The organism is uncultured Thiocystis sp., from assembly GCF_903866365.1.
GTDB lineage: Bacteria > Pseudomonadota > Gammaproteobacteria > Chromatiales > Chromatiaceae > Chromatium.
This window is the reverse complement of the sequence record NZ_CAIPNF010000202.1, coordinates 14,507-36,409: the sequence shown is the minus strand read 5'-3', so window position 1 is coordinate 36,409 and position 21,903 is coordinate 14,507. Positions and strand designations below refer to the sequence as shown.

Genomic DNA, 21,903 nt, shown 5'->3' with positions numbered 1-21,903 from the left:
CGGAGGCCGCTGATGCAGCTCTCCGTGCTGCTGCGACGCGCGCAGCCAGGGGCCAAAAGCGGGGTCCAGGGGCACCTCAAACGCGCGACCCGGATGCAGGCGCTCATCGCCGAGCGGTTCGGCGTCCGCGAACCCTATCAATTCAAAGCCAAGCACCTGCGCTGGGTGCTGGAACATGGCACCGCCGAACTCGCGCCCAGTTCGAGGTACGACTACTGGCGCACCGCGCGGGCGCTCGCCGCCATTCTGGGCCACTGGCCCGATTGGGAGCCGCACCTGCGCGGCTCCTGGATCTCGCCGCGGCCCGATTTACCACGCGACACCCAGCCGATAACGTCCAGCCGAGGCGGGCGGCCACCCAAGCTTGCCCGTATCCGTGGAGAACGCGGAAGATGATCGAGAACGAAGTTGCGTGGCCGCGATGGAAGCGGCGGATTCGGGAGGGGACGAAGGACCGTCGAATCGCCGCAAAACACGTCCGCGTGGTGACTCAATGGTGACTCAAAGAAAAACGGCTTAGACGATGATCGTCTAAGCCGTTGTTTTATTGGCGCGCCCGGAGAGATTCGAACTCCCGACCACCTGGTTCGTAGCCACTTTCTTCAAAATTCACCTCTTCTAAAACAAAGCGTTAGCACATCCTGCCCCGCGCTTTCGTGACTCATCGTGACTCAATCGTGCCTGACGTGACTGTCGTGCGTCACGTTTGCGTCACGCGTTCATTTCCAAGTTCGAGAACGGGGGAGCATCACCAATTATGACGTGCAACGCCCGAATCAGTATGTCTTCGGGGTGGCTCAGCGCCCTGATCAGCGTCTACTACGAGTCAGGTCGGAGTGGCTCATTTCATCTGCTTATGGATGATTCTCGAAGGCAAACGGTGTCGAACATCACCCGCTGTCTTGGCTTCGCGCGTGCGCTCGATGGTAACGCTGTCGCTGTTGCGGGCGTCAGTGACCCGGCAAGCGGATTCAATGGCTGCTTTGTCACTGCATTCGGGTTGATCGGGTACCGATCTCCTGCCGACATCGGCCTTCGTCACCAGACCCCATTGGAATCACCATCAGCGATTCGGAACTCTGCATGAACAGCACCATCGGTCGCAACATCCGTCGGCTGCGACAGCACTGCGGGTATTCCCAGCAAGAATTGGCGAAACGTTCGCGCACCTCCCAGACTTGGATTTGCCGCCTCGAGATCGGTGACGAGAACCCCACCCTCGGCAGCATCAAGCGGATCGCCCACGCACTCGATGTCCAGGTGGTCGAACTGCTGCGCGAGCGGCCCGAACAGGTCGTGTGAGATGAGCGACGAGCTGCGTGGTTGGGCGTGGAGCCGCCGGGGATTGACGCTGGCGCAACGGTTGGTCTTGCTGGCGTTGGCGGAGCATACGAGTCACGACGGTCAACGCTGTTATCTCTCCCTCGGCGTTCTGGAAACGATGACCGAGTTGAGCCGCCGGGGGATTACCAAGGCGTTAAACGGACTGGATGGCGCCTTGATCGAGCGCGACCGAGGTGGGCCGGGGCGCAGGACGAGCTATCGCCTGCTCTGCGAAGGACAGGAGGCGAGTCTGTTTGTTGCAGAGAAACACCGTTTGCTTGAAGCCTGGGAGCAGGGCGCTGGAGATCCCTTGGACACCGATCATGGGGAACAGCGTTCCCTTGGGTACTCAGTACCCCAACAGCGAGAACAGCGTTCCCCACCGGAGGCTAGGGAACAGTATGCCCTAAGGAATCGGGTGCCGACGGGTAGGGAACTGAGTTCCGCCGATGGGGAAACCAGTTCCCTGCTTAGGGAACAGCGTACCCCTTTAATAGGGAACCCAGTACCCCCCAACCACCACGACTCTTCTATTCCTCAAAAAGAAAATAGAGAGAAGTCGTCGTTGAGCGCCCATTCGCCGCCACGCGTGCCTCGGACCAATAGTCGCGAACCAGCGCAACCGATCACGCCCGACTGGCAGCCTGGCGAGCGGGTGTTCGCCTGGGCGTCGAAGCAGCGCATGCCCCAAGATTGGGTCAAGGCCCAGATCGACGAATTCGTCGTCTACTGGACCGATACCGGAGAGTCCCGCACGAGTTGGGAAGCCACCTTCATCAACCGCCTGCAGGGGCTACACACCAGAGAAACAGAGAGGCAAGACCATGCACCAGAGTGCCGATTCGCTGACAAGGATTATGCCCGTGGGGCCACGCCAATCGATCAGATCCCGTGGCTGCGACCCGCTGCTCTCGGCTGAGGAACTGGCCGCCTATGGTCGACGCGAACTGCAAGCGCTTGCCCAAGCCGGGCGTGAAGCGGCCCAGCGACGACTGGAGTCCGCCGTGAGACGCTGCGGCATTCCATCGCGGTTTCGTGACAAGAATTTTGCAAATTTTACCGCCGTCACACCGCCCCAGCGCCAGGCACTGACGGTCTGCCGCACCTATGCGGAGCAATTCGAGACCATTCATCCGCGGGGCGATGGCCTGCTGCTGATCGGCAGCCCCGGCACCGGTAAGACGCATCTCGCCTGCGCCATCCTGACCAGCGTCATGCGTGCCGGCCATCCTGGTCTGTTCGTGTCCGTCGCGGCGGCCCTGCGCTTACTGCGTGAAGCCTACTCGCCTCACGCACAGCGAACGGAGAGCCAGACGCTGGCATTGCTCACGACCCCCACCTTGCTGGTCATCGACGAAATGGGCCTGGCGATCGGGAGCGATGACAAGCGGCGCGCCATGCTCTTCGACGTGCTCAACACCCGCTATGCCGAGCTGCGACCTACCATCCTGATCGGCAACCTGACTGCCGAAGAGATGGAGGCGTATCTTGGTGAGCGGGTCATGGATCGGCTGCTGGAAGGCGCCTCCGCCGTGGTGTCCTTCACATGGCCGAGCTATCGCAGGGTGGGTCAGAATCATCGTGCCATCGACGCAATTTGATGGCCCGTTACCGACCCTTAATGTGGAGATACAAGATCGCGCGCGCTGCGGACTGGCAAGATCCGGCGGGCAGGCTGGCCGAAGCGATGGATTTGTCCGGTGCTGCGCTGACTCCGACACCGCGTCTCGTTGATCGCGGTTGGTAGCCGAAAAACAGCCCCGGGTTGATTAGGGTGCCTGATGCTGTCGAGAGAGTGTGTCGGCGAACAGCGCCGTTGGACACTGGGCGATGCTCATCGATTAGCAATGCCGTGCGAGTCAAGGTATCTCCGGCGCCTTCTGGCAACATCAGGAGCAACTGCACGACTCGCCCATGTCAGCGCCGAACTCCTCCAAGCTGCTGCTGTCACCGTATCCTGAGGCCACGCCGGAAGCGCCCACGATACCGATCCGGGAGGCCGATTCACTAACCGTAACGGCGACATCCGCCGGGGCGCCCGACGCCGCCGCAGCCGATTCCGCGTGAGCTTGGCTCGGCAGGCATCCGCCCGCCGGTCCGCGCCTGGCGCAGATCATGACCGCCGTGGGGCAGGAGACTTCACCGTCGGACACGTTGCCACGCCTCCTCACCAGACAGCTCTTTCTGCCCTATCAGCGTCTTTACCGGGGACGGACGATCCTGTCACCATCCTGTAGGATTTCTGGGCGGGTGACTGGATCGCCCAGCCGCCGCCAGCAGCGCACTCGCCCATCGAAGGCGACCCCGCACGACTGACCGTCCGGGTCGAGGGCGTGTTCCGTTTGACCACCGCGCCAGGCGGCCCCGCCCCGCGTTTCCGCCGCGTGGCTGGTCACATAACTTGGGAAGGGCAGCCGTGACGGCGAAACCGCCGCCGGCATCGGTGTCGGCGTCGTGGTACACCCCAAGAGCGCCACGAGCGGGAGGACAAGCCATAAACGCGCACTGTTGACCATGTCACCAGACCAAAGGCATGAAAGAATGGTGATCATAGCCAGGCGATCGGGCGGGAATGATCGGGAACGGTGAATGCGGCGCGACGTAGTTGCCGTGGGAAAACGGGCGCCCGCCCATGCACCGTTTCGCCTACCCACCCGCGCTGAAACCATGCTTTGATCCGTGCTCCAATCTCCTTCATCCGGTGCGCCGCGCGATCACCATGCCGAGCTTGATGACCCGCTGCCAGGCGGCCTGGTCCGCGTTCCTCCGGGCCGACAGTGGGACGTCAGCCCAGGATGCCGTGTTGACCACGGTGCTTCACGGCGTCGATACCGACACGGAGATCCCCCGCTATCCGCCCTTCCTCAAAGGGCTGCCGGTTGCCAGCACGGCCCAGATTCTGGACACCCAACGCGAGCTCATCGCCAGCCTGCAGGATGCCCTGGCGCTGACCGACCAGGATTATCAGACCCTGATCGTCCCGCTGATCGAGCACTATGCCGCCTTCGTCCACCTGCTGCCGGCGTCGGAAACGCATCACCATCGCGGAGCGGGGGGACTGTTTCGCCATGGCCTCGAAGTCGCCTTCCAGGCCGCCCGCGCCAGCCGTGGCAAGCTGTTCGCCCTGGACCGCCTGCCGGAGGAGCGACGTATCCTGGAGCCGCGCTGGCATCTGGCGGCCTTCATCGTCGGGTTGTTACACGATGTCGGCAAGCCGGTGGCCGATGTGTCGGTGTTCGATCGCGCCGGGACCAGCCGCTGGCAACCGGTCGACGAGTCCATCGTTGCGTGGGCGACCCGCCTGCGCATCGACCATTATTTCCTGCGCTGGAATGCGCAACGCATCCACCACGGACACGAGGTCTTCACCGCCTCGGTGTTCCATCAACTGCTCACCCCCGCCGTCAGGAAATGGCTGATGGACCCGGATCCGCTGGTGTGGCACACGCTGGGGCGGGTGCTGGCAGGCAGTGACACCCAGGCGTTGCTCTATCACCTGATGCGCGACGCTGACAGCGCCAGCGTGGCGCAAGATCTGCGCGAGAACCGCCTCGATCCCGACGCCCTCTCGCTCGGGGTCCCGATCGAACGCTATCTCGTCGACACCATGCGCTCGTTGTTGCGCGACGGCACCTGGACGGTCAATGCGCCGGGCGCGCAGGTCTGGCTGTTCCCCCCCAACGGGCTGCATCTGGTCTGGTCGGACTGCGCGCCGGCGATCCTGCAACGGCTCACGGACGAACGGGTACCGGGGATCCCGCGCGATCCCGACACCCTGGCGGACATTCTGATTGATCGCCACCTCGCGGTGCCGCGTCCGCTCGCCGAGCACGAACGTCCGGCGCGCTACTGGCGCCTGGCCCCCGCCATCCTCGCCCGCGAACGCCTGGTCGAGCTGTCCTTTCTGCGTCTGTCCTCGCCCGAATTGCTGTTCTCGGGCGTGGTGCCACCCGTGACGGCGCTGGTCCGCCGCACCATCGACCCGGTCTTGCCCACGGTCGAATTGGACGCGGCCGCCGCCGCGATCACGCCGCCCGCCGCCGCGCCACTGCCCGGAGCGGCGGAGGTCACGTCAGCGCTGGTGGCCTTGCGGTCGGCACCGACCCCGTTGTTCCACCGACCCCGTTGTTCCATCGCGACCGCCCCGACGAGGTTCCCGACCCGCGTGTTGGCGCGGCGCCGGCACTCACGTCAGCGCCCGTCGCGGCCTTTCCCCCACCGACCTTGGACGCCACACCGTCCCAGATTTCGAGCGCCGAACACGCGCGGACCTGGTTGAATCAATCCGCTCCCGCCGGGTCCGTCCTGGTGCAACTGGCGGCGGCGAGCGCACAGGCACGCCTCACGCTCGATGCGCTGCCCAGCACCGTCAATGGCAAGGTCTTCCTGCCCTATCCCCAGGCGCTCACGGGATTCGACACCCCGCCCGCGGCCGTGCTCCAGGATCTGGTGACGCGCGACTGGATCGAGCGCGACCCGCTCAAGCCGATGCTCAAGTTCCGTGCGCACGAGGGCGTCTCCGGCGTCTGGCTCACGCGCGAGGTCTCGCGCCACCTGCTGGCACTGGGCCTCGATCCGCCGGTCGCCGGTCACCCGGAGCCAACGCTTCCAGCCGAATCGACACAGTCGGTCGCCGTCGCGACGACGGTGCCTACGGCGTGCGCCTCGGCACCGGCCACCGCCGCCACCGACTACGCGTGCGTGGTCCGCCAGCGTCTGCTCGCCCGCGACCCCGCCCTGGGGCCGATCACCGAACGTTCCAACGCCTTGTCGGTGTCGCTACGCGGTCCGGTCCTCGACGGTGCCAAACGCGCCGGGCTTTCGGAAACGGCCCTGTTACGTGCGTTGGAAAAATTGCCGGGGATGTATCCAGTTGCCAAGGGAATGATCACCCTTGGCCTATAACCCACCCTGGCGTTCGAACTTCGCGTTGGCCGCCCTGGTCAGTTGGCTAACGGTCGGGCTGGTGGCGGCGGGTCTGCATGGCTTCTGGCCGGTGCATCAGCGCCCCTTTCAGGTGCTCGCCGCGCTGTCGATCCCGCTGGCGCTGCGCTGGCTGCTGCCCGCGCTGCGTCACAGCCACCGCCGGGCGCGGCTTGGCGGATCACCGCTGGCGTTCATGGGTCAGGACACCTTGGCCCAACAGTGCCGGCGCCATCGCGAGGACATTTGGTTTGGCTGGGGGTTCGACTGGAACAGCGAGCATGCCCAACTCTCGCTCGATCTGATCCGCGCCGGGCCGCAACGCTTCGTGCGTGCCCAATCGCAACTCGGTGCTCACTGGCTGCACGGACTGGCGGCCCGCGAAACGCCGGTCTGGCTGCCGGTGGAGCACAGCGCCGGGCACATCCTGATTGTCGGCACCACCGGCTCGGGCAAGACCCGGCTGCTCGATCTGCTGGTCACCCAGGCGGTGCTGCGCGGCGAGGCGGTGGTCATCCTCGATCCCAAAGGCGATCAGGACCTCCAGCACTCGGCGCGGCTGGCCTGTGCGCGCACCGGCCAGCCGGGACGCTTCGTGAGCTTCCATCCCGCCTTTCCGGATCGCAGCCATCGCATCGATCCGCTCTATTCCTTCAATCGCGCCACTGAGATCGCCAGCCGCATCGCCGCCATCATGCCCAGCGTCAGCGGCAACGACCCGTTCAAGAGCTTTTCGCAGATGGCGCTCTCGCATGTGATCGGCGGAATCCTGGCCGCCGGCGAGCGGCCCAATCTGGTCAACCTGCGCCGTTATCTCGAAGGCGGGGTCGCGGCGCTGGTGGTGCGGGTGCTCACCCGCTGCTTCGACGCGCAGGCCCCTGGCTGGGAGGGGCCGGCCGCGCGCTATCTCGGCAAGGCCCAGGACACGACCGCACGGGCCAGGGGCCTGGTGCGTTTCTATCAGGAACAGGTCCGCGCCGATCAGCCCTCGACTGTCGTTGACGGGCTGGTATCCCTGTTCGAGCACGACAAGGTGCATTTCTCGAAGATGGTCGCCAGCCTGTTCCCGATCCTGAACATGCTCACCGCCGGGGCGCTCGGACCACTCCTGTCGCCTGACAGCGACGATTCGACCGACGCGCGGCCCATCACCGCCATGGCCAGCATCGTCGAGCGCGCCCAGGTCGCCTATATCGGGCTCGATTCACTCTCAGACGGCATGGTCGGGGCGGCCATCGGCTCGATCCTGATCGCGGATCTGGCCGCCGTGGCAGGCGACCGCTACAACTACAGCGCCAACCATCGTCCGGTCAATGTCTTCATCGACGAGGCGTCCGAGGTCGTCAATGATCCGCTGATCCTGTCGCTCAACAAGGGGAGAAAAGCCGGACTGCGTCTGACGATTCAGCTCGGCATCGCTAGTCATCGACCAGTGATAATAAAACCCCTGCAGCGTCTTTGATGTTCTGAGAAAAAATGCCACCGGTTTCCAGGAACTGCTGATTTGTATAGAGGGATTGCAGAAGCTGTTCTGAAAAAGCATTGAGGGCTGCTTCTCGTTTCGCGACCAATGACCCATCGCTCTTTTTAAATGCCAACAGCGCATAATAACGAAATATGCGCCAAGTTTTCAGCTTGCCATGGTCTGATGCTAATGTATCAAAATATTCACCATAATGTTTGCTCGTCACGGCACCATAGTCATCATGATCGTAACCCAGTTGAAAATTGTATATGATTGTATAGTAAAAGCCCTTTGTCATCTCAGTGATGTTTTGCTCGCCAAGCGCGTATGCATCTTTCAGCGTCATCGCTGCGCCTGGCTCCGCCGAACCGATCAGGTCTTGAATTCTCTCTTGCAGAGTGATTGACATGTGAGCTTCCTCGTTATGAGATTGTGAGGCTGAATAACGGCTACAGAATACTTTGCTTTTCACCGATCGGCGCATCCCGTCAAGCTATCGTAGCGATCAGTCGGGGGCTTCTTGAAGTGGCATTCGATTTTCTTCTATGCGATGAAGCAGCAATCCCTTGTTTTTCCATGCGCCAGCCATTGAATACCGAATGCTCCGCCTTCGCCGGCTGGTTCTGGAAAAGTCTGACTAACGATCATTCAAATGGATGCGCTCGATCGCGGGCTCGAATTCCATGATGCTCCGCCAGTTGGATCGGATGACACGGCTGGTTGATTGGCGTGGCTAACGAGGACGCGCCAGAGGGCCGTGAAGACATGAGAAATACGCTTGGTTATGCGCTCCAGCGCCGAATGGTTTGCCGTTGTGACACAGATCCAGGTACCATCGGATGTCACCACGGCATATTTGCCGTCGCCCATCGGGAGCAACCGATAGTCAGTCATCGAGGCGCGGGGGTGAACAGGCTTGGCGGACATGGCAATCTCCTTTTCGAAGTGGTCATGAATAAACACTTATAGACTGCTGCGCACCTGCTGAAAAAACAGATTGCGCGAGCAGATCCCTTTCGAGTGCAACTCCCAGCTCAGCGGGACGAGGTACTGCCAGGGTAGATCATGATGCCGAAGCACGGGGTGACAGGTACGACCAGCCGAATCGGCCCAGACCTCGTGCCCGGTCCCGCAACCCTTGGTTGCGGGACGGAGACCGATGGATTTGAGGACACGGCGAACCTTACGGGCGGGGATGGCTTTCATGGTGATCTCCCAGGGCGGTTTCATCAAGCATGGCGCTTGATGAATAAACTAGCAGCCCTTGGGAAGTGGTGCTTGGCGGATAAGGCGAGTCTCCGGGCGGATTTCGCTTCTGATATATCGAACCAGCGCTTTACTGCTCTAATAGCACGATCACATGTGCCGTCGTTTGGTCATCTGGCAAAGAATAGGCGTATGCTGTGTTCACACATAAATTCAGATGGTCTCGATGAAGATATTTTTCAGGGAACCCCGCAGTTCGCTCAGCTACAAAATAGTAACCATCACAGTCGCGCAGGTTTTTGTCCTTGTCTTCGTAGGATCCTATTGAAAGAAAAGGCAATTTTTCTGAGACGTTGTTCCCCACCACGAAGAAAAAGAAACGGACCTCTATAACGTGCTCTAGATTCGCGCTATCGTAAGGAATCCAGACGTGTAGTGTATCGCGTTGATAAACAGAGTCAGCATCTTCTGTATCCTGATCGATGACTTCCGCCTCGATGAATTCACTTCGCGCAAGAAGATCCCTAACGGCCGTGTCTTCTATATTACATAGCGGAGACGAGAAGCCGCTTGACATGAAACGCTGACCTGAAATGCCGTGGCGGGATAACAAGATTTTGTTTGCCGCTTCCATGATCTTAATTGCTTCTCTCTTTTCGTCGCTCAGTTCTGTATATTCGGGCATTCTTTTTATCCTGGTTATCTCATGTTGAATTATGGACGCAGACTGCCCAACGGGATCCTGTTGTGATAGAAAGTGCTCGACCACCATGCAGAAAACGAACATGGCAATTGTTTCATTTTCGCCGCCGTGAGGTCCTAAATCAAAAGGTTTTGTTGATTGTTCGGTTTTTATGTAATTCGATGCGTTATCTGGGCGAATTGGATTAATTTCCAACTTCTCGTTGTTGAATGACATTGAGATCAGGCGCATGAGCAATGCCGGACCATAAAGATAAGGGCGCTTATTCTTTTCGCCATCGTATTTAAGACGACCTTCATTTCTTTCTCTGTTTCTGAAACTGCGCTGGGCAAACCCTAAAAGACCTTTCTTCCCAAGAGCCTCGCCTTTTTCTCCATCTCTCTCGCGAAGATAGAAATCATACATATGTTTTACATAGTATTCATATTGTGATAGGACGAGGCTGTCTTCGTGCGGAAGGAATTGAGTCTTGAATAAATTCTTAGACGCTTCATCGATCTTGTCAAATTTTACGTCAAGATTGCGTATGCGACGGCTGAGCAGGTAACCGTAGGCGTAAAAGAACTGTTTTTTAGCAAAAATCGCTATGTCCTTGTTTTCAGATTTATTGGCGACAAGGTATTTTTCATATTTTTTCTGAAAATCATCAATCTTGTGCTTCTTGTCTAAAGCGATCATGATGATCTCATAGAAACAGATAACCCCTTCGCTGCGTGCGCTTGCCGTTTTTTCCTTTATGTGCTTTTGTATTTCGGTTGCAGGGATGCTTTTTTCCGAATCAAGCAGCGCGTTTGGAAAATTGGTTGCGTCCTCTTTAGATACAAAAGGCCACAGGTGATTTTGCGGATCCTCGCCTGTTTCAATCTCCAATACCTGTTCTACGGGAGAATGGTAGTAGTCCCTGACAGGCTCATGATCCGCTGTAGGCTTATGGATCGCAGTGGCAATATTGACAAGCGGCGTCGGCATCATGACTCTCTAGATATGTTTGGAATGAATGGGGGGCGGCGAATGAACCAAGACCCAGGGCAAAATTTGCCAAGTAACGGAACGGGAAATGGCAGCGGCATTCGATCAATTGGGCGGCCAATTTCTGGGTTTTCTGTCGTAACTCCTCGATTGACTGGGGATCACCTTTCGAGTCGGGCCATTCGATGAGACAGTTCACCCAGGATTCCCAGGTGTCGGCGGGCTCTTCGGTCAGTCGAACGACATCAACGACATCCTTGAGTGCTTTTTTCAGCACTTTTCGTACTTCGGCTTGACTGCCAATCCGGGATCCCTTGCCGTGGAGATCGACCGCCAGATAACGCTTGATCATGGATTCGACGTGCAATCCCAACTGCTCTTGGGCAATCGCCTTGGTTTCATCCGGCCATTCTCCTCTCAGAAATGCCTGCCGTGCCACCTTCAGCGCGATCTCGGGATCTTGATGCTCCCGCCAGGCCCAATGGTAGAGCAGTGAGAATAGCGCCACACCCAGATCGTTCACCGGCACCGTCCAGCCGATCACATAGCGCGCCCCGCGCAGCAGGGCGGCACTCGGTAGCCCCAGGGGTTCTCCGGCAATGTCCTGCATCAGCCCCACGGTACAGCTTGAGCAATACACGAACTGGGGCTTGAGGGGCGAACGCCACAGCTCCCCGAAACCCACATAGCTGCGCGCCCCGTCGTCCGCGCGACCGACCCATATCCGCGCCGCGCCAGGGATCGCGGGATGGCTCTGACCGTGCCCAGCGAGCACGAGAAACTCCGCCGAAGGCTGCGCGGCCTCCAGATCGGCGAGGGGTTGCACGACCTCGGTGGACCACACCGCCTGGAGCAGGGCGCGTTCGAGATCGAGAAAAAAGAGTTCCTGCGCCGGTTCCTCGTCCGGTTGCAGCGAGTGGGATTCCAGCCCGGTCGGTGCCTCATAGGCCAGCACGCCCAGGGGTGCGGTTGCGCTAGGATGGCACGGGGCGCGGTCGCATGGCGGCGATTCCTGCTGTGTCTGCCGCGCGTCGAGTGCCTGCTGGACGAACCAGGGCGCGGGGACGATGCGGCAGTGTTTCACCAACGGCGGGGCGCTGGCCTGCCACGGCAGTCCATGCAGGTCACCGGCGGGGATCAGCCAGACCGTTTGGGATCTGTCTCGGCCGAGCGCTTGGGTCACCGGTTCCCAGAATGCTTGGGCCAGGCTGAGCGTCAATTCCTCGGCTTGCACATCCACCGGACGCGGATCGATGGTCGCGGCCCCGACCGCCAGCGCGGGACTCTCTTGCGGACCTTTGCGCAGTCCCCGCGTACCGCGCACCAGTGCGGCGTGGAAGCGGGCGAGCCGCCCGCCCAGCGGGGACAAAGACTCCAGCGTCAGCACCTGGCCCTGATCGCGGGTCAGCAGCAGCACCCCTTGCCTGGGTTGGCGGTCATCGTCAGTGCCGGACTGGAGCAGGATCGCGATTGTCTCAGCGGGTGCCAGCCGTGCTCGCAGCGCGGCACCGTCGAAGAGACGACTTCCCAAATCGGGCAGCAGACCCTCTGTCCGCAGGGTCTGTTCCAACGCATCCAGTTGGCGGCGGGTGTCGGTGTACTCGGCATTCAGACGCGCGTAGTCCTGACCCATGTCACCATCCAACCCGCGTCCGCCAATGAATCCTCCAGCGTCAGTGCCAGAACGAACCGTGAGGAGCGTCTCCAGCGCCGCCAGGCGCGTCGCGAGTTGGCGGTAGTGCTGTAACTCGTCCGGGGCATCGGCCTGTTCCGCGCGTTGAAGTAACTCGGCCTTGGCGAGCTTCGCCAGCCGCTGGGCGCGCGCGGTGCCGACCAGGGTCAGGGCGAGATCCCAGAGTTCCCGCTCCATGGCTTCATTAAGCAGACAGATAAAGTGTTGCTCGACGATAGGATACAGATCGCTCGAACCGATGGGCGAGATTTCATTGAGAACTCGCGCCAAATATTCAGCGAATCTCCGAGCTTTGCGGGCGAAATCCACAGACAGAAAAAGACAAATTGTTTTGTCAAGGAAAGATGTTGATCTTAGCCATTCAAGTGAGATGTTTGGACTGGCACACAAGACCGCTAACGCCTGGTCGGTTGGCCCTGCTATGGCATCAAGAAACGGTTGGGCTTTATCGATTTTGCCGCAATCTGGTTCCAGAACAAGGATGTGTGTCATTGCTATGATACTTGCGATCAGCGAACGAACAACTTGAGGTCCGTACTGCGACTGCTCCATACTAAGTAAATCTTGGTAAACGACGGCAGCCTGTCTAAACTGATCTAACGCTTCATGCAGACGATTTAGATTGAATAGAGCGGTTCCCCAAATATAATAGGCGTGTGCCAGATTCGCACGAAAATGGAGCTTTCCGGCGTCCACTAGAGCGCGGAGTTCAGTAGCAGCCAGTGCATAATATTTAAGGGCTTCGTCTTCCTGCTTCCCATATGTAAGCACTGCGCCTTGACCTATCCAGGCAGTAGCCAAGTAACTGCGGAATCTGCTCTTGCCACCCGCGATCAAGGTTTGAAATGTAAGAGCAGCCTGCTCAGAACAGCTTGCAGCTTCTGTAACGCGGTTCGATTTAAGGAGTGCAAACGTCCAGTTTGTCAGAGTAATAGATAAATTGTGACCGAATTTGATTTCCCCAGCGTCGAGCAATTCCTGATACATTTTAGCCGCCAAGGCATAGCATCTCAATGAATCCTCTGTACGGTCTTGGCGTTGGAACGCGATACCCAAATTCATTAATGCCTTGGCTAAGCTCGGTACAATATGATTCTGCCTGCTTTCAATCAAAGATTGATAGATGGCGACAGAGTTTTCGAGCTTTTCTATAGCCTCCTCAATGTGGTGATATGAGAGTAGAGCAACACCCCAATTCATCCGAGTCCTAGCTATTTCTTCGCGGTACTGATTCTTTCCTTCGTCGATCTCCAACTGGAAGTACGTCGCCGCTTGTTCAAAGAGGCGGAGCGATTCATCAAGGCGCTGTAATGTATTTAGCGTCACCCCCTGACTCATCCACGCCAGTGCCAAATCAGCCCGAAAGTGGACGAATCCTTCACCGATGAGAGTTTCATAGATGGCAGCGGCTCGCACGTAGTGAGCGATCGCTCGGTACGGATCGTCGAGGAGGTCGACGACGTCCGCTAGGCACCTATAGGTGTATGCAAGGTGTAATCGAAGTTGGCTGTGACCTTTGCCGATTAGAGCCTCGTATTCTCCAGCCGCCTCGGCGTAGTGGACGGATGCTCCCGCAGGGTCGTCAAGGACGGCACGGGCGTCGCCCCACCTCATGCGCATGTGCGCAAGTTCGATCCGAAATTTACTGAATCCTCCGGTGATCAATGCACTGAACAGCTCATAGGCGTGGGCAAAGGCTGAGGACACATCTTGAAGCGGACCACGCGAAAGGCCCTGAACGCCCTTACCGAACCATTTCCGCGCTTTATGCGCCCGTGGATCCTGTTTTTTCGTCATGACTTGCCACCCCAAAAGTCGCTTGCATTGAATCCACGTTCAAGTGCCAACGAATGTCGGGGAACTTCCAGCCCGTGAGACATCCGTTGAATCCCTGGTCCTACGCTGCCCCGGCCTATCCAGGCCGGGGCAGCGAACATCTCACTTCTTCCAGTAGGAAATCCGTGCATCCGTCTTCGCGACGGTCATCGTCCAGTTGGTCACGTTGCTGCATCCATATTCAGTGAACGTTGAGCCTGGCTGGTTTGCCCCCCGGGCGGTGATCTTCCAACGTTTGCTGTCCAGGGACTCACGCTTGTTGATGGTCGCCACATGGCCGGGGGAAGGGACGAACCCGGTCTCGAACACCACGATGTGCCCGGATTTCGGCTCACTCGAACGCCTCCAGCCCCGCGATGACAGGTAGCCGTTATCCCACAGCCCCGCGTTGGGATACCCCGTCAAGCCATGGCGATTACCAACATAGTTGGTACACCAACACCAGGCCGCCGCCTTGGCCGCTGATCTACTGCTCAGCCCCTTAACCGCCGCCGTGCCGGCCAGCCGATGGCCGGTCGGTTGCGACGTGTCGCTCGTGTCGTCCCCCCCACTGGTACTCACGACGGACACCAGGGTATCTGCGAAAACACGCAGCGCCGCCGTATCGTCAGCCACGGACGCGGCGGTCAACAGATAGCTGGTGCCGGCCATCACCGTGGTACGGTCGATGACGGTCGTCTCCGCGCCGTCTCCAGCGACCTCGACGATCTCCACCTGCGCATCCGGCCCATCGGTGGGGGCCGTCACCAGGATCTGCCGCCAGCCGGCGGATTGACTCGTCATCGGAAATTCGGCCTCGCTCACGAGCGGATCCGCGACCGCCGAGCCCATCCCCAATGCCGTGACCATCATAAGCGCCGGGATGATGCCATTCAAAGTCTTCTTCATTGCAATGCTCCATGGGTCTACCGATTAGCGCCATTGCCATCGGTAGGCAACAGGCTACCATCTCGATAGATCATGGACAGTGCGGAAAGGGCCGTTTTCAATGCGGAAACTGGGTCATGATGCGGAACTGGCCATCGTGGAGCGAAAACAACGATGCGGCTTCCTCTGTGAGGAAGCCGCTTCGAGTTGAGCCGAGCGGGAATCAACGGATTCGTCTTCAGTCGCGTCCTATGTCTTTCCTCCGGCCGCCTACCGTCGCGATACGCTAATGCCGGGAGATGAGAAGCTCATTCGGATCCCAGTCGCGGGCGTCAGCATCGAGAACCGGATCGAGGAGTCCCGCGCGATCCGGGAAGACGTGGATGTGAAGATGGGTGAGACGCGGGGTATTGGTCTCGATTTCAAACGGATCCTCGCGGTGACGGGTATAGGAAGCGGTCCTCCGAAACCCGCTGGAGCGGTAACCTGATGCGGCAATTTCGTTGATTTCCAAGTAGTCTTTGAACTCCTCATCTCGATCGATCTCGTGCGGGGACTCGATGTGACGCCGGGGCACGATCATCGTGTGGAATTTCCAATAGGGAGCGAGACAGGCCGACCAATACCAGTGTGCATTCGCCGCCAGAATCCACTGGGTCTCCGACTCACAGAATGGGCATCCCGAGAGCAACGGAAGCATCGCGACATACTCCTCACGCGAAAAGAGATGCCGGGGTCGAATGAGCGATGATAAGCGATGTGTGCTATTCATGACTGAGCCTCCTGATAATAAGATTCTTTACTTCCGCGAGGAGCGAAGCGGCTCCCTTGGTGCAAGAGTTTATTGATCAGGCGGTGTTTAGCGTAAGTGCGGAAAGAGAGCGTACTTCAATACCGAATCATTGAGTAAATCGGATAAATGATAGACTGGTGATGGTGGCTTGGGAATCGCTTAATCCCAATTCCGCAATAAATCGGACGCTTTCCGCATCATCGGCTGAGATGACAACGCATGAGCAGTGGGTAACCGCTGCTTCACCCTGCCGCTGTTTCTCAACTTTCTGCCCTTCGGCGCCGATCACGGCGCGATCCGCGACTTGCAGCGCTACCGCAGCACCCTGTCCGCGACCCACGCGGTCAACCTGATGCCGGTGCTGGGCGACTGGAATGGCACCGGTACCCCGGTGTTCAACCTGGTCAGCCGTGGCGGGCAGTTGATGAACCTGTCGCTGTTCGATTCGGCCTTGAACGACAACGCCTGTATTGCCGCGCAGTCGGGCTCGGGTAAATCCTTCCTGACCAATGACCTCTACGCCAACCCGACCGGGCGGGCGATTGCCGAGAACTCGGCCCATACCTTCCTGCTCGCCCAGCCGGCGCAGGCCATCGATCAGTTGCAGGCGGCCAAGCGCTTGCCGCTGACGGAGAGCGGCGCGGAGATCCTCAAGACCGTGCACACGGTGCCGGGCGCCTATTCGGAGATCATGGTGATTGGCGACTATGGAGCGGGGATCGGACGGTTGATCGTGGATCCCTTCCGCCAATTGCTCTACTCGACCCAGCCGCGCGATGTGGCGGCGCTGACGGCCTGGCGTCGCCAGGGACTGACCATCGACGCGGCGATTGGGCGTCTGCTCCAGGATCGTGGTCATGGCTGATTTACCAACCCCTTTGACCTCCGGCCCGATCCGCCACGGCGCGGCGGCGCACTGGGGGGCGGTCGTCCTCATCGTCCTGCTGGTGGCCGCCGGCATCCAGGGTGGCGTGGTCTGGTGGCTCCATCAACAGTTGGCGGCGGCACTGTCGATCCGCCCCCCGGTGCTGATCCTCGATCTTTCGGCAGCGGCGCGCGCGGCGGAACCGGCGGAGCTGCCGGCGCTGCTGCGCGCCTACACCCAGGCCGCCGAGCGCCTCGCCGCGCAGGGGGTCTTGGTGCTGGAGCGCCATGCGATCCTGGCCACGCCCGCCGCGGTGCTGGTGAGCGATCAGGAGGTGCGGCGTGCCGCGCCCTGACCCCTCCGTCCTGCCGTCGCGACCCCGGTGCTGGCCGCGCGGGCCGGCGGCGCTCGCGCGCTGGTCCTGGCGGTGGGCCTTTCTCGCCGGGTTGTCGTTGGCGCTGTTGCTGGGCGCGGGGGCCTATGCCGTGACGCGCTATCGCCTCGGTCTGGACTTCCAGCAGCACGGCTGCCTGGTGGGGGCGTCCTCGGTCTTTCTGATCGATACCTTTGCCAGTCCCGAGGACGTGGTGCAGGGCGATCTGGTGGCGTTTCGGGCGCGAGGGGTCGGCGTGCCCTTCTTCGAGGGCAAGCTGTTCGTCAAACATGCCGCCGGGGTACCGGGCGATTGGGTGACGGTCACGCCCGCGCACACCTGGATCAACGGCGATGGGCTGGCCCTGGCGGGCGCGCTCCAGCGCGACCCGGCGAGCTTCGCGCGTCATGAGCGGGTCCCGGTCGATCAGTTCTGGATGCTGGGCGAGACCGCCGACAGTTTCGATTCGCGCTATTGGGGGTTTCTGCCGACCACGCAGATGATGGGGAAGGTGTATGTCCTGTTCTAAAAGAGTGCGGGTCATCTGGGTCGGCGCCAGTCTGATCGGTATGACCGGGATGGTGCTGGCAGAGACGTCCTTGCCGGAGGCGAGCCTGCGCGACCAGACGGTGCGCCTCCAAGAGGAGGCGCTGACCCTGGCGCGTCCTGCCTGGCTGGAGGACCAATCAGCACGCCAGGCGACCTGGAGGGCTCGACTGAAGGCGGATCGCCTCCCTGGAATCACCCGCCTGCCGGCGGTGTTGGGGTTGCCGCCGGCGGATGCCGCTCACACGGCCGTCCCCACCGCGCCCACCCTGCTGGTGTCGCGGGCCTTGGGCGCCGCAGCCTTGCGCGATCTCTTCGCCGAGGCCGCCGGACGCCCCGACGTGCGCGTGGTCTTCCGGGGAGTGGCGCCGGGCGAATCCCTGACCGATTTCATCCGGGAGATCCATGACCGGATCAAGGAGAGTCTGAAGGGGCGAGCGGACGCGGAGCTGCCCCAGGTCGAACTCGATCCGCGTCCCTTCCAGACCCCGGCGGTCGCGTTGGCGCCGACCCTGATCGTGATCAATGGACAGGGTAAGGAACTGGCGCGCGTCACCGGATTGAGTCGGCCGGACTGGTTGCTGGAGCAGGTGCGCCAAGGCCAGCGGGGCGATCTGGGCGTGCGTGGCCCGAGCGTCGCGATCAGCGAGCCCGATCTGATCGCGGAATTGCAACGGCGCCTGGTCGGTATCGACTGGGAGGCCCGACGCGCGGCGTCGCTGGCGCGCTACTGGGAGCGGGCGAGGTTCGCATCCCTGCCCACCGTCGAGACGCCGCGCGAACGGCGTCTTGATCTGACCGTCGCGGCGCAGGCGGATGTGGATCTGCCCGACGGCACCCGGGTCATTCACGCGGGCGAACGGATCAATCCGCTGGACCGGATGCCGTTTCGCCAACGCCTTTTCGTCTTCGATGCGACCGATTCGCGCCAGGTTGCTGATGTCGCGCGGCGCGGGGAGGCGAGCCGTGCCGAGGGTCGGCGTCCGCTGTACCTGACGACCCGGTTGGATCGTCAGGCCGGGTGGGACGGCTTTCGGGCCGTACAGGCGACGCTGGGCGAGCCGCTCTATCTCCTGACGCCCGACGTGCAGACTCGCTTCGGGATCGAACGGGTACCCGCCATGGTCGAGACGCGTGATCGGGTGTTCATCGTGGCCGAATGGCCGCCAGAGGGATGAGCATGCGTGATCGCCGATCGCTCGCAACGCTGGTCTTGCTCGGGTGGTTGGTGGGCCTGGTCTTGCCCGCGCCCGCGGCCGATCCGCTCAATGCCGCCTGCCCCGATGCCCAACTGCTGGGGCCGAAGCTCATCACCGACATCTGTTGGGCCTGTCTGTTTCCCGTGCGCATCGCCGGGGTGCCGATCGGGGGCGGTCCGATGCCCAGCGGGGCGACCAAACAGGCGCTATGCAGTTGCCCCGCAGCCAATGGCATTCCCAGTCCGGGGATGGTCATCAGCTTGTGGGAACCGGCGCGGATCGTCGAACTGGTCCGATTGCCCGGCTGCCTACCCGCGCTCGGCGGTGCCCGGTTGAATCTGGGTACGATGCGCACCTTGGGCACGCCTGGTCAGGCCGAGTACGACGGCTCGGAGGTGGCATTCTACAACTACCATTACTACGCCTTCCCGCTCCTGGTCATGCTCGACCTGTTCTTCCCGGATCGCTGCAATTCGGACCATCTCACCGACTTTGACGTGCTCTATCTATCGGAACTGGATCCGACCTGGAACAACGATGAACTGGCGTTCTTCGCCAACCCGGAGGCGGCCTTGGTCGCCCATCCGGCTGCCCAGGCGGCATGCCTGGCCGATGCCGCCGCCGCGACCACGGCCCAGACGCCGCTCGATGAACTGTTCTGGTGCGCCGGTGCCTGGGGCAGCCTCTATCCCTTCACCGGCATCACGCCGACGCTCCATGGGCGGCCGTCGCAGATGAGTCTGGCCAGTGCGCGGGTTCTGGCCGCTCTGCATCGGCGCGGCTTGGCACGTCAGACGATGGGCGACGCGGCGCTGTGCGCGGCCCCCCTCGCGCCGATGCTCCAGAAATCGCAGTACCGACTGTCGCAGTTCTATCCGCTCCCGGAGGCCCATGCCAACCATGTCATCGGTGAGAGTGAACTGCGCTGGGGTCAGTGGCGCAACCTGCCAGGCGTGGGTGAGGACCATCTCTATCTGATCTGGCGCTGGCATGACTGCTGTCTCGCCTGGCTTTGAGCCGCGCGTGCGCGCGGTGCTTACCGTGGGGGAAAAATTCTCCCCCGCTGTGTGCCCATGGCTGCGGCGCCTGCTCGTGGCGATGTTGGCGGTTGCGGTCGCCTGGACTCCCTGGGCACTGGTGTGGGGCGACGAGCTGCATCGGGCGCTCGACTTCGACCAGTCGGCTTCCGAGGGACAGATACTCGGGACCACGCTCGGCAGCGATCCGGCACGGTTGGCGCCGTTCGACCATCCCAAGGATTTCCGCAACCTCTTTCCCGGCGCCGATCAGGGTGCGGTGACGGATTGGACTGCGCTCTATGGCCATCCCGAGGCACTCGACGCGGCGGGGGTCAAGACGCAACAGGAGCGGGTGGCGACGCCCTTCGCGAATGCCTCCAAGACCGATCAGGCCTATCAGACCCTGCTTGCGCCGGTCGATCGCCAACGCCCGGCGCTGACCCAGGATGCGCTCTGGGGATTGACCGATGGGGTGACCTCCACGCTCGACGCATTTACCAAGACCTATGCCGATTGTACCTGGGACAATGAATTTCTGAGCCGTTCGCGCACCGTGCATGTCCCGGAGTATGAAGCCTGTCTGATCCCGGACAAGGATCAACCCAAACTGACCTGTGGGGCCAACCGCACCCTGGATGCCTCGGTCCACTGGGATCCGGTGGTGATCGGCACGGATCCCGAGACCGGCGAGCCGATCGTCGAGTTGGTCCGCCGCGTCGAGAAACGCGCAGACGTCTGGATCTGGTCGTCCCCGGCCTGCCTCGCCACGCTGAAAGCGCGAATGATGGACGGGTTCTGCCGCAGCACGACGACCTGTACCAGCAACCCGAACGCGAACTGCGTCGCGGTGCCCGGTGGGGAACTCTGCGACGGAGAACTCGTGTCGCCGCCGTACCTCGGCGAAACCGGTCACGAGCCCTGGGAGCGCTTTTCGGGGATCGGGGCGGCCTGCATGCAGGTCACGGTGGCCCTGGACTGTACCCGCTTCAATGAAGGGCGGATGGAATGCTGGCGTGATCCCGATGGGGTCGAGCACTGCCCGGACAACCCTGGCGATCAGGACAATTGTGCGGTGCTGGAGGCCAATCCGTTGTGCAAAGTCGTCAGCCGTCAGTGCGCCGAAGCAGCCACCGGCCGGTCGGGTGTCTGTTACGTCGATCAGCTTCTCTATGACTGTGGTACCACCGAGGAGATCGCCGGCACCCAACGTGTCTCGACCCTGAACTGCGGCGGGGCGATTCGCTGCCTCGGCGACCCGTGTGTGACGTCCTCTCCCGAGCAATCGGACGATTTCGACAGCGCGGTCGCGGCGTTGCAGGCCGCTGAGATCATGGCGCTCGATGGCGACTGCTCGTCAGGCACCTGTGAGGTCTTCAAGGGGACGGCCACGGATTGCAAGCGCGCCGTTGGCGGGATCGTCAATTGCTGCGAAAGGCCGGATGGCATCAATTTGGGCAGCTACCTGCAACTGATGTTTTCCATCGCCAAGCTCGACAGCGTCACGTTATCGCTGGTTCAGGCCGGCGCCTCCAATCCGGCCTTCGGCGCCTGGGAGACGCTCCGTTCGCCCGTGGTCGATACCTGGGCCGCCGTCAAGGATGCTTTCAACTCGGCGGTGAATAACCTCACGGGTAACACCACGGCGGCGACCACGGCGGCGGCGAAACAGGGCGTCATCGCGGCCTTCAAACAACAACTCATGCATCAAACCGTGCAGTGGACGGTCTCGGTGTTCGGGCCGCAGGCGGCCAATGCCCTGTTCGTGAATGCGGCGACGGGCGGGGCGGCGGTGGCAGCCGATGGCACGGTTGCCACGACGGTCGCGCTGAACCCGGCGATCATGGTGGTCATGTATTGGGTCATGTGGGCCTATCTCATCTATACCATCGTCATGATCCTGATTCGCCTGATCTGGACCTGCACCGAGGACGAATTCAAACTCGGTGTGCAGCGGGAACTCAAAGTCTGTCATCGGGTGGGTTCCTACTGCAAGAAGACCTTCTTCGGCGCCTGCATCGAATCGCGCGACAGTTTCTGCTGTTTCAATACGCCGCTCTCGCGCATCCTCAACGAGCAGATTCGGGGGCAGACTGGCCCTGGTTAGGAAGGGCCAAACATCCCGA

20 protein-coding genes are annotated in these 21,903 nt (G+C 61.1%); 13 read left to right on the top strand and 7 right to left on the bottom strand.

The window, feature by feature from the left end:
* From QZY07_RS11655 to traD, 7 genes are all read left to right on the top strand, one after another.
* Nucleotides 1-396: hypothetical protein (locus QZY07_RS11655; RefSeq protein ID WP_295402644.1), on the top strand; the 396-nt coding region annotated here is incomplete at its 5' end.
* Between the two features lie 687 nt (nt 397-1,083).
* Nucleotides 1,084-1,302, top strand: a complete 219-nt coding sequence (locus QZY07_RS11650) for a helix-turn-helix transcriptional regulator (protein WP_295402642.1) — start codon at nt 1,084-1,086, stop codon at nt 1,300-1,302.
* A 1-nt stretch (nt 1,303) separates the two neighbouring features.
* Complete coding sequence (locus QZY07_RS11645; RefSeq protein ID WP_295402640.1) at nt 1,304-2,242, top strand: DnaT-like ssDNA-binding domain-containing protein; 939 nt, start codon at nt 1,304-1,306, stop codon at nt 2,240-2,242.
* The gene (locus tag QZY07_RS11640) at nt 2,187-2,924 is read left to right on the top strand and encodes an ATP-binding protein (RefSeq protein ID WP_295402638.1); all 738 of its coding nucleotides are present in this window, start codon (nt 2,187-2,189) and stop codon (nt 2,922-2,924) included. The genes QZY07_RS11645 and QZY07_RS11640 overlap by 56 nt, the downstream gene beginning before the upstream one ends.
* 1,118 nt (nt 2,925-4,042) lie before the next feature.
* Nucleotides 4,043-5,602 carry a MobH family relaxase gene (mobH, locus tag QZY07_RS11635; protein WP_295402636.1) on the top strand — a complete coding sequence of 520 codons (1,560 nt, stop codon included), beginning with the start codon at nt 4,043-4,045 and terminating at the stop codon, nt 5,600-5,602.
* Nucleotides 5,599-6,228, top strand: coding sequence for a hypothetical protein (locus tag QZY07_RS11630; RefSeq protein ID WP_295402635.1), 630 nt, complete (start codon nt 5,599-5,601; stop codon nt 6,226-6,228). Before mobH ends, QZY07_RS11630 begins: the two co-directional genes overlap by 4 nt.
* Nucleotides 6,218-7,708 carry a conjugative transfer system coupling protein TraD gene (gene traD, locus QZY07_RS11625; protein ID WP_295402633.1) on the top strand — a complete coding sequence of 497 codons (1,491 nt, stop codon included), beginning with the start codon at nt 6,218-6,220 and terminating at the stop codon, nt 7,706-7,708. Before QZY07_RS11630 ends, traD begins: the two co-directional genes overlap by 11 nt.
* On the opposite strand, the gene QZY07_RS11620 is transcribed toward traD, so the two are convergent.
* From QZY07_RS11620 to QZY07_RS11590, 7 genes are all read right to left on the bottom strand, one after another.
* Entirely contained in the window at nt 7,665-8,120 is a 456-nt protein-coding gene (locus QZY07_RS11620) for a hypothetical protein (protein ID WP_295402631.1), read from the bottom strand. The genes traD and QZY07_RS11620 overlap by 44 nt on opposite strands.
* Before the next feature lie 239 nt (nt 8,121-8,359).
* On the bottom strand, nt 8,360-8,638 hold the full coding sequence (locus QZY07_RS11615) for a hypothetical protein (RefSeq protein ID WP_295402629.1): 279 nt from the start codon (nt 8,636-8,638) through the stop codon (nt 8,360-8,362).
* A 36-nt stretch (nt 8,639-8,674) separates the two neighbouring features.
* Nucleotides 8,675-8,917, bottom strand: coding sequence for a hypothetical protein (locus tag QZY07_RS11610; RefSeq protein WP_295402628.1), 243 nt, complete (start codon nt 8,915-8,917; stop codon nt 8,675-8,677).
* Between the two features lie 130 nt (nt 8,918-9,047).
* Entirely contained in the window at nt 9,048-10,589 is a 1,542-nt protein-coding gene (locus tag QZY07_RS11605; protein WP_295402626.1) for a hypothetical protein, read from the bottom strand.
* Nucleotides 10,549-14,079, bottom strand: coding sequence for a CHAT domain-containing protein (locus QZY07_RS11600; RefSeq protein WP_295402624.1), 3,531 nt, complete (start codon nt 14,077-14,079; stop codon nt 10,549-10,551). The genes QZY07_RS11605 and QZY07_RS11600 overlap by 41 nt, the downstream gene beginning before the upstream one ends.
* 141 nt (nt 14,080-14,220) lie before the next feature.
* Nucleotides 14,221-15,006 (bottom strand): CHAP domain-containing protein, encoded by a 786-nt coding sequence (locus tag QZY07_RS11595; RefSeq protein ID WP_295402623.1) that lies wholly within the window; start codon nt 15,004-15,006, stop codon nt 14,221-14,223.
* Between the two features lie 265 nt (nt 15,007-15,271).
* On the bottom strand, nt 15,272-15,757 hold the full coding sequence (locus QZY07_RS11590) for an HIT domain-containing protein (RefSeq protein ID WP_295402621.1): 486 nt from the start codon (nt 15,755-15,757) through the stop codon (nt 15,272-15,274).
* Between the two features lie 247 nt (nt 15,758-16,004).
* Between QZY07_RS11590 and QZY07_RS11585 the strand changes: the two genes are divergently transcribed.
* The 6 genes from QZY07_RS11585 to traN are packed head-to-tail and all read left to right on the top strand — an operon-like array spanning nt 16,005 to nt 21,884.
* Nucleotides 16,005-16,643 (top strand): hypothetical protein, encoded by a 639-nt coding sequence (locus QZY07_RS11585; protein ID WP_295402620.1) that lies wholly within the window; start codon nt 16,005-16,007, stop codon nt 16,641-16,643.
* Complete coding sequence (locus QZY07_RS11580; RefSeq protein WP_295402618.1) at nt 16,636-16,998, top strand: hypothetical protein; 363 nt, start codon at nt 16,636-16,638, stop codon at nt 16,996-16,998. Before QZY07_RS11585 ends, QZY07_RS11580 begins: the two co-directional genes overlap by 8 nt.
* Complete coding sequence (locus QZY07_RS11575; protein ID WP_295402602.1) at nt 16,985-17,545, top strand: S26 family signal peptidase; 561 nt, start codon at nt 16,985-16,987, stop codon at nt 17,543-17,545. The genes QZY07_RS11580 and QZY07_RS11575 overlap by 14 nt, the downstream gene beginning before the upstream one ends.
* Nucleotides 17,532-18,740, top strand: coding sequence for a TrbC family F-type conjugative pilus assembly protein (locus tag QZY07_RS11570; RefSeq protein WP_295402600.1), 1,209 nt, complete (start codon nt 17,532-17,534; stop codon nt 18,738-18,740). Before QZY07_RS11575 ends, QZY07_RS11570 begins: the two co-directional genes overlap by 14 nt.
* Nucleotides 18,737-19,777 carry a TraU family protein gene (locus QZY07_RS11565; protein ID WP_295402598.1) on the top strand — a complete coding sequence of 347 codons (1,041 nt, stop codon included), beginning with the start codon at nt 18,737-18,739 and terminating at the stop codon, nt 19,775-19,777. The genes QZY07_RS11570 and QZY07_RS11565 overlap by 4 nt, the downstream gene beginning before the upstream one ends.
* On the top strand, nt 19,752-21,884 hold the full coding sequence (gene traN, locus QZY07_RS11560; RefSeq protein ID WP_295402596.1) for a conjugal transfer protein TraN: 2,133 nt from the start codon (nt 19,752-19,754) through the stop codon (nt 21,882-21,884). Before QZY07_RS11565 ends, traN begins: the two co-directional genes overlap by 26 nt.
* Nucleotides 21,885-21,903: the final 19 nt, after the last annotated feature.

Bases quoted from the DNA above. Each gene is read 5' to 3' on its own strand.
- QZY07_RS11650 (WP_295402642.1), top strand. From the start codon at position 1,084: ATGAACAGCACCATCGGTCGCAACATCCGTCGGCTGCGACAGCACTGC.
- QZY07_RS11645 (WP_295402640.1), top strand. From the start codon at position 1,304: ATGAGCGACGAGCTGCGTGGTTGGGCGTGGAGCCGCCGGGGATTGACG.
- mobH (WP_295402636.1), top strand. From the start codon at position 4,043: ATGCCGAGCTTGATGACCCGCTGCCAGGCGGCCTGGTCCGCGTTCCTC.
- QZY07_RS11620 (WP_295402631.1), bottom strand. From the start codon at position 8,120: ATGTCAATCACTCTGCAAGAGAGAATTCAAGACCTGATCGGTTCGGCG.
- QZY07_RS11615 (WP_295402629.1), bottom strand. From the start codon at position 8,638: ATGTCCGCCAAGCCTGTTCACCCCCGCGCCTCGATGACTGACTATCGG.
- QZY07_RS11610 (WP_295402628.1), bottom strand. From the start codon at position 8,917: ATGAAAGCCATCCCCGCCCGTAAGGTTCGCCGTGTCCTCAAATCCATC.
- QZY07_RS11605 (WP_295402626.1), bottom strand. From the start codon at position 10,589: ATGCCGACGCCGCTTGTCAATATTGCCACTGCGATCCATAAGCCTACA.
- QZY07_RS11600 (WP_295402624.1), bottom strand. From the start codon at position 14,079: ATGACGAAAAAACAGGATCCACGGGCGCATAAAGCGCGGAAATGGTTC.
- QZY07_RS11595 (WP_295402623.1), bottom strand. From the start codon at position 15,006: ATGAAGAAGACTTTGAATGGCATCATCCCGGCGCTTATGATGGTCACG.
- QZY07_RS11590 (WP_295402621.1), bottom strand. From the start codon at position 15,757: ATGAATAGCACACATCGCTTATCATCGCTCATTCGACCCCGGCATCTC.
- QZY07_RS11580 (WP_295402618.1), top strand. From the start codon at position 16,636: ATGGCTGATTTACCAACCCCTTTGACCTCCGGCCCGATCCGCCACGGC.
- QZY07_RS11570 (WP_295402600.1), top strand. From the start codon at position 17,532: ATGTCCTGTTCTAAAAGAGTGCGGGTCATCTGGGTCGGCGCCAGTCTG.
- QZY07_RS11565 (WP_295402598.1), top strand. From the start codon at position 18,737: ATGAGCATGCGTGATCGCCGATCGCTCGCAACGCTGGTCTTGCTCGGG.
- traN (WP_295402596.1), top strand. From the start codon at position 19,752: ATGACTGCTGTCTCGCCTGGCTTTGAGCCGCGCGTGCGCGCGGTGCTT.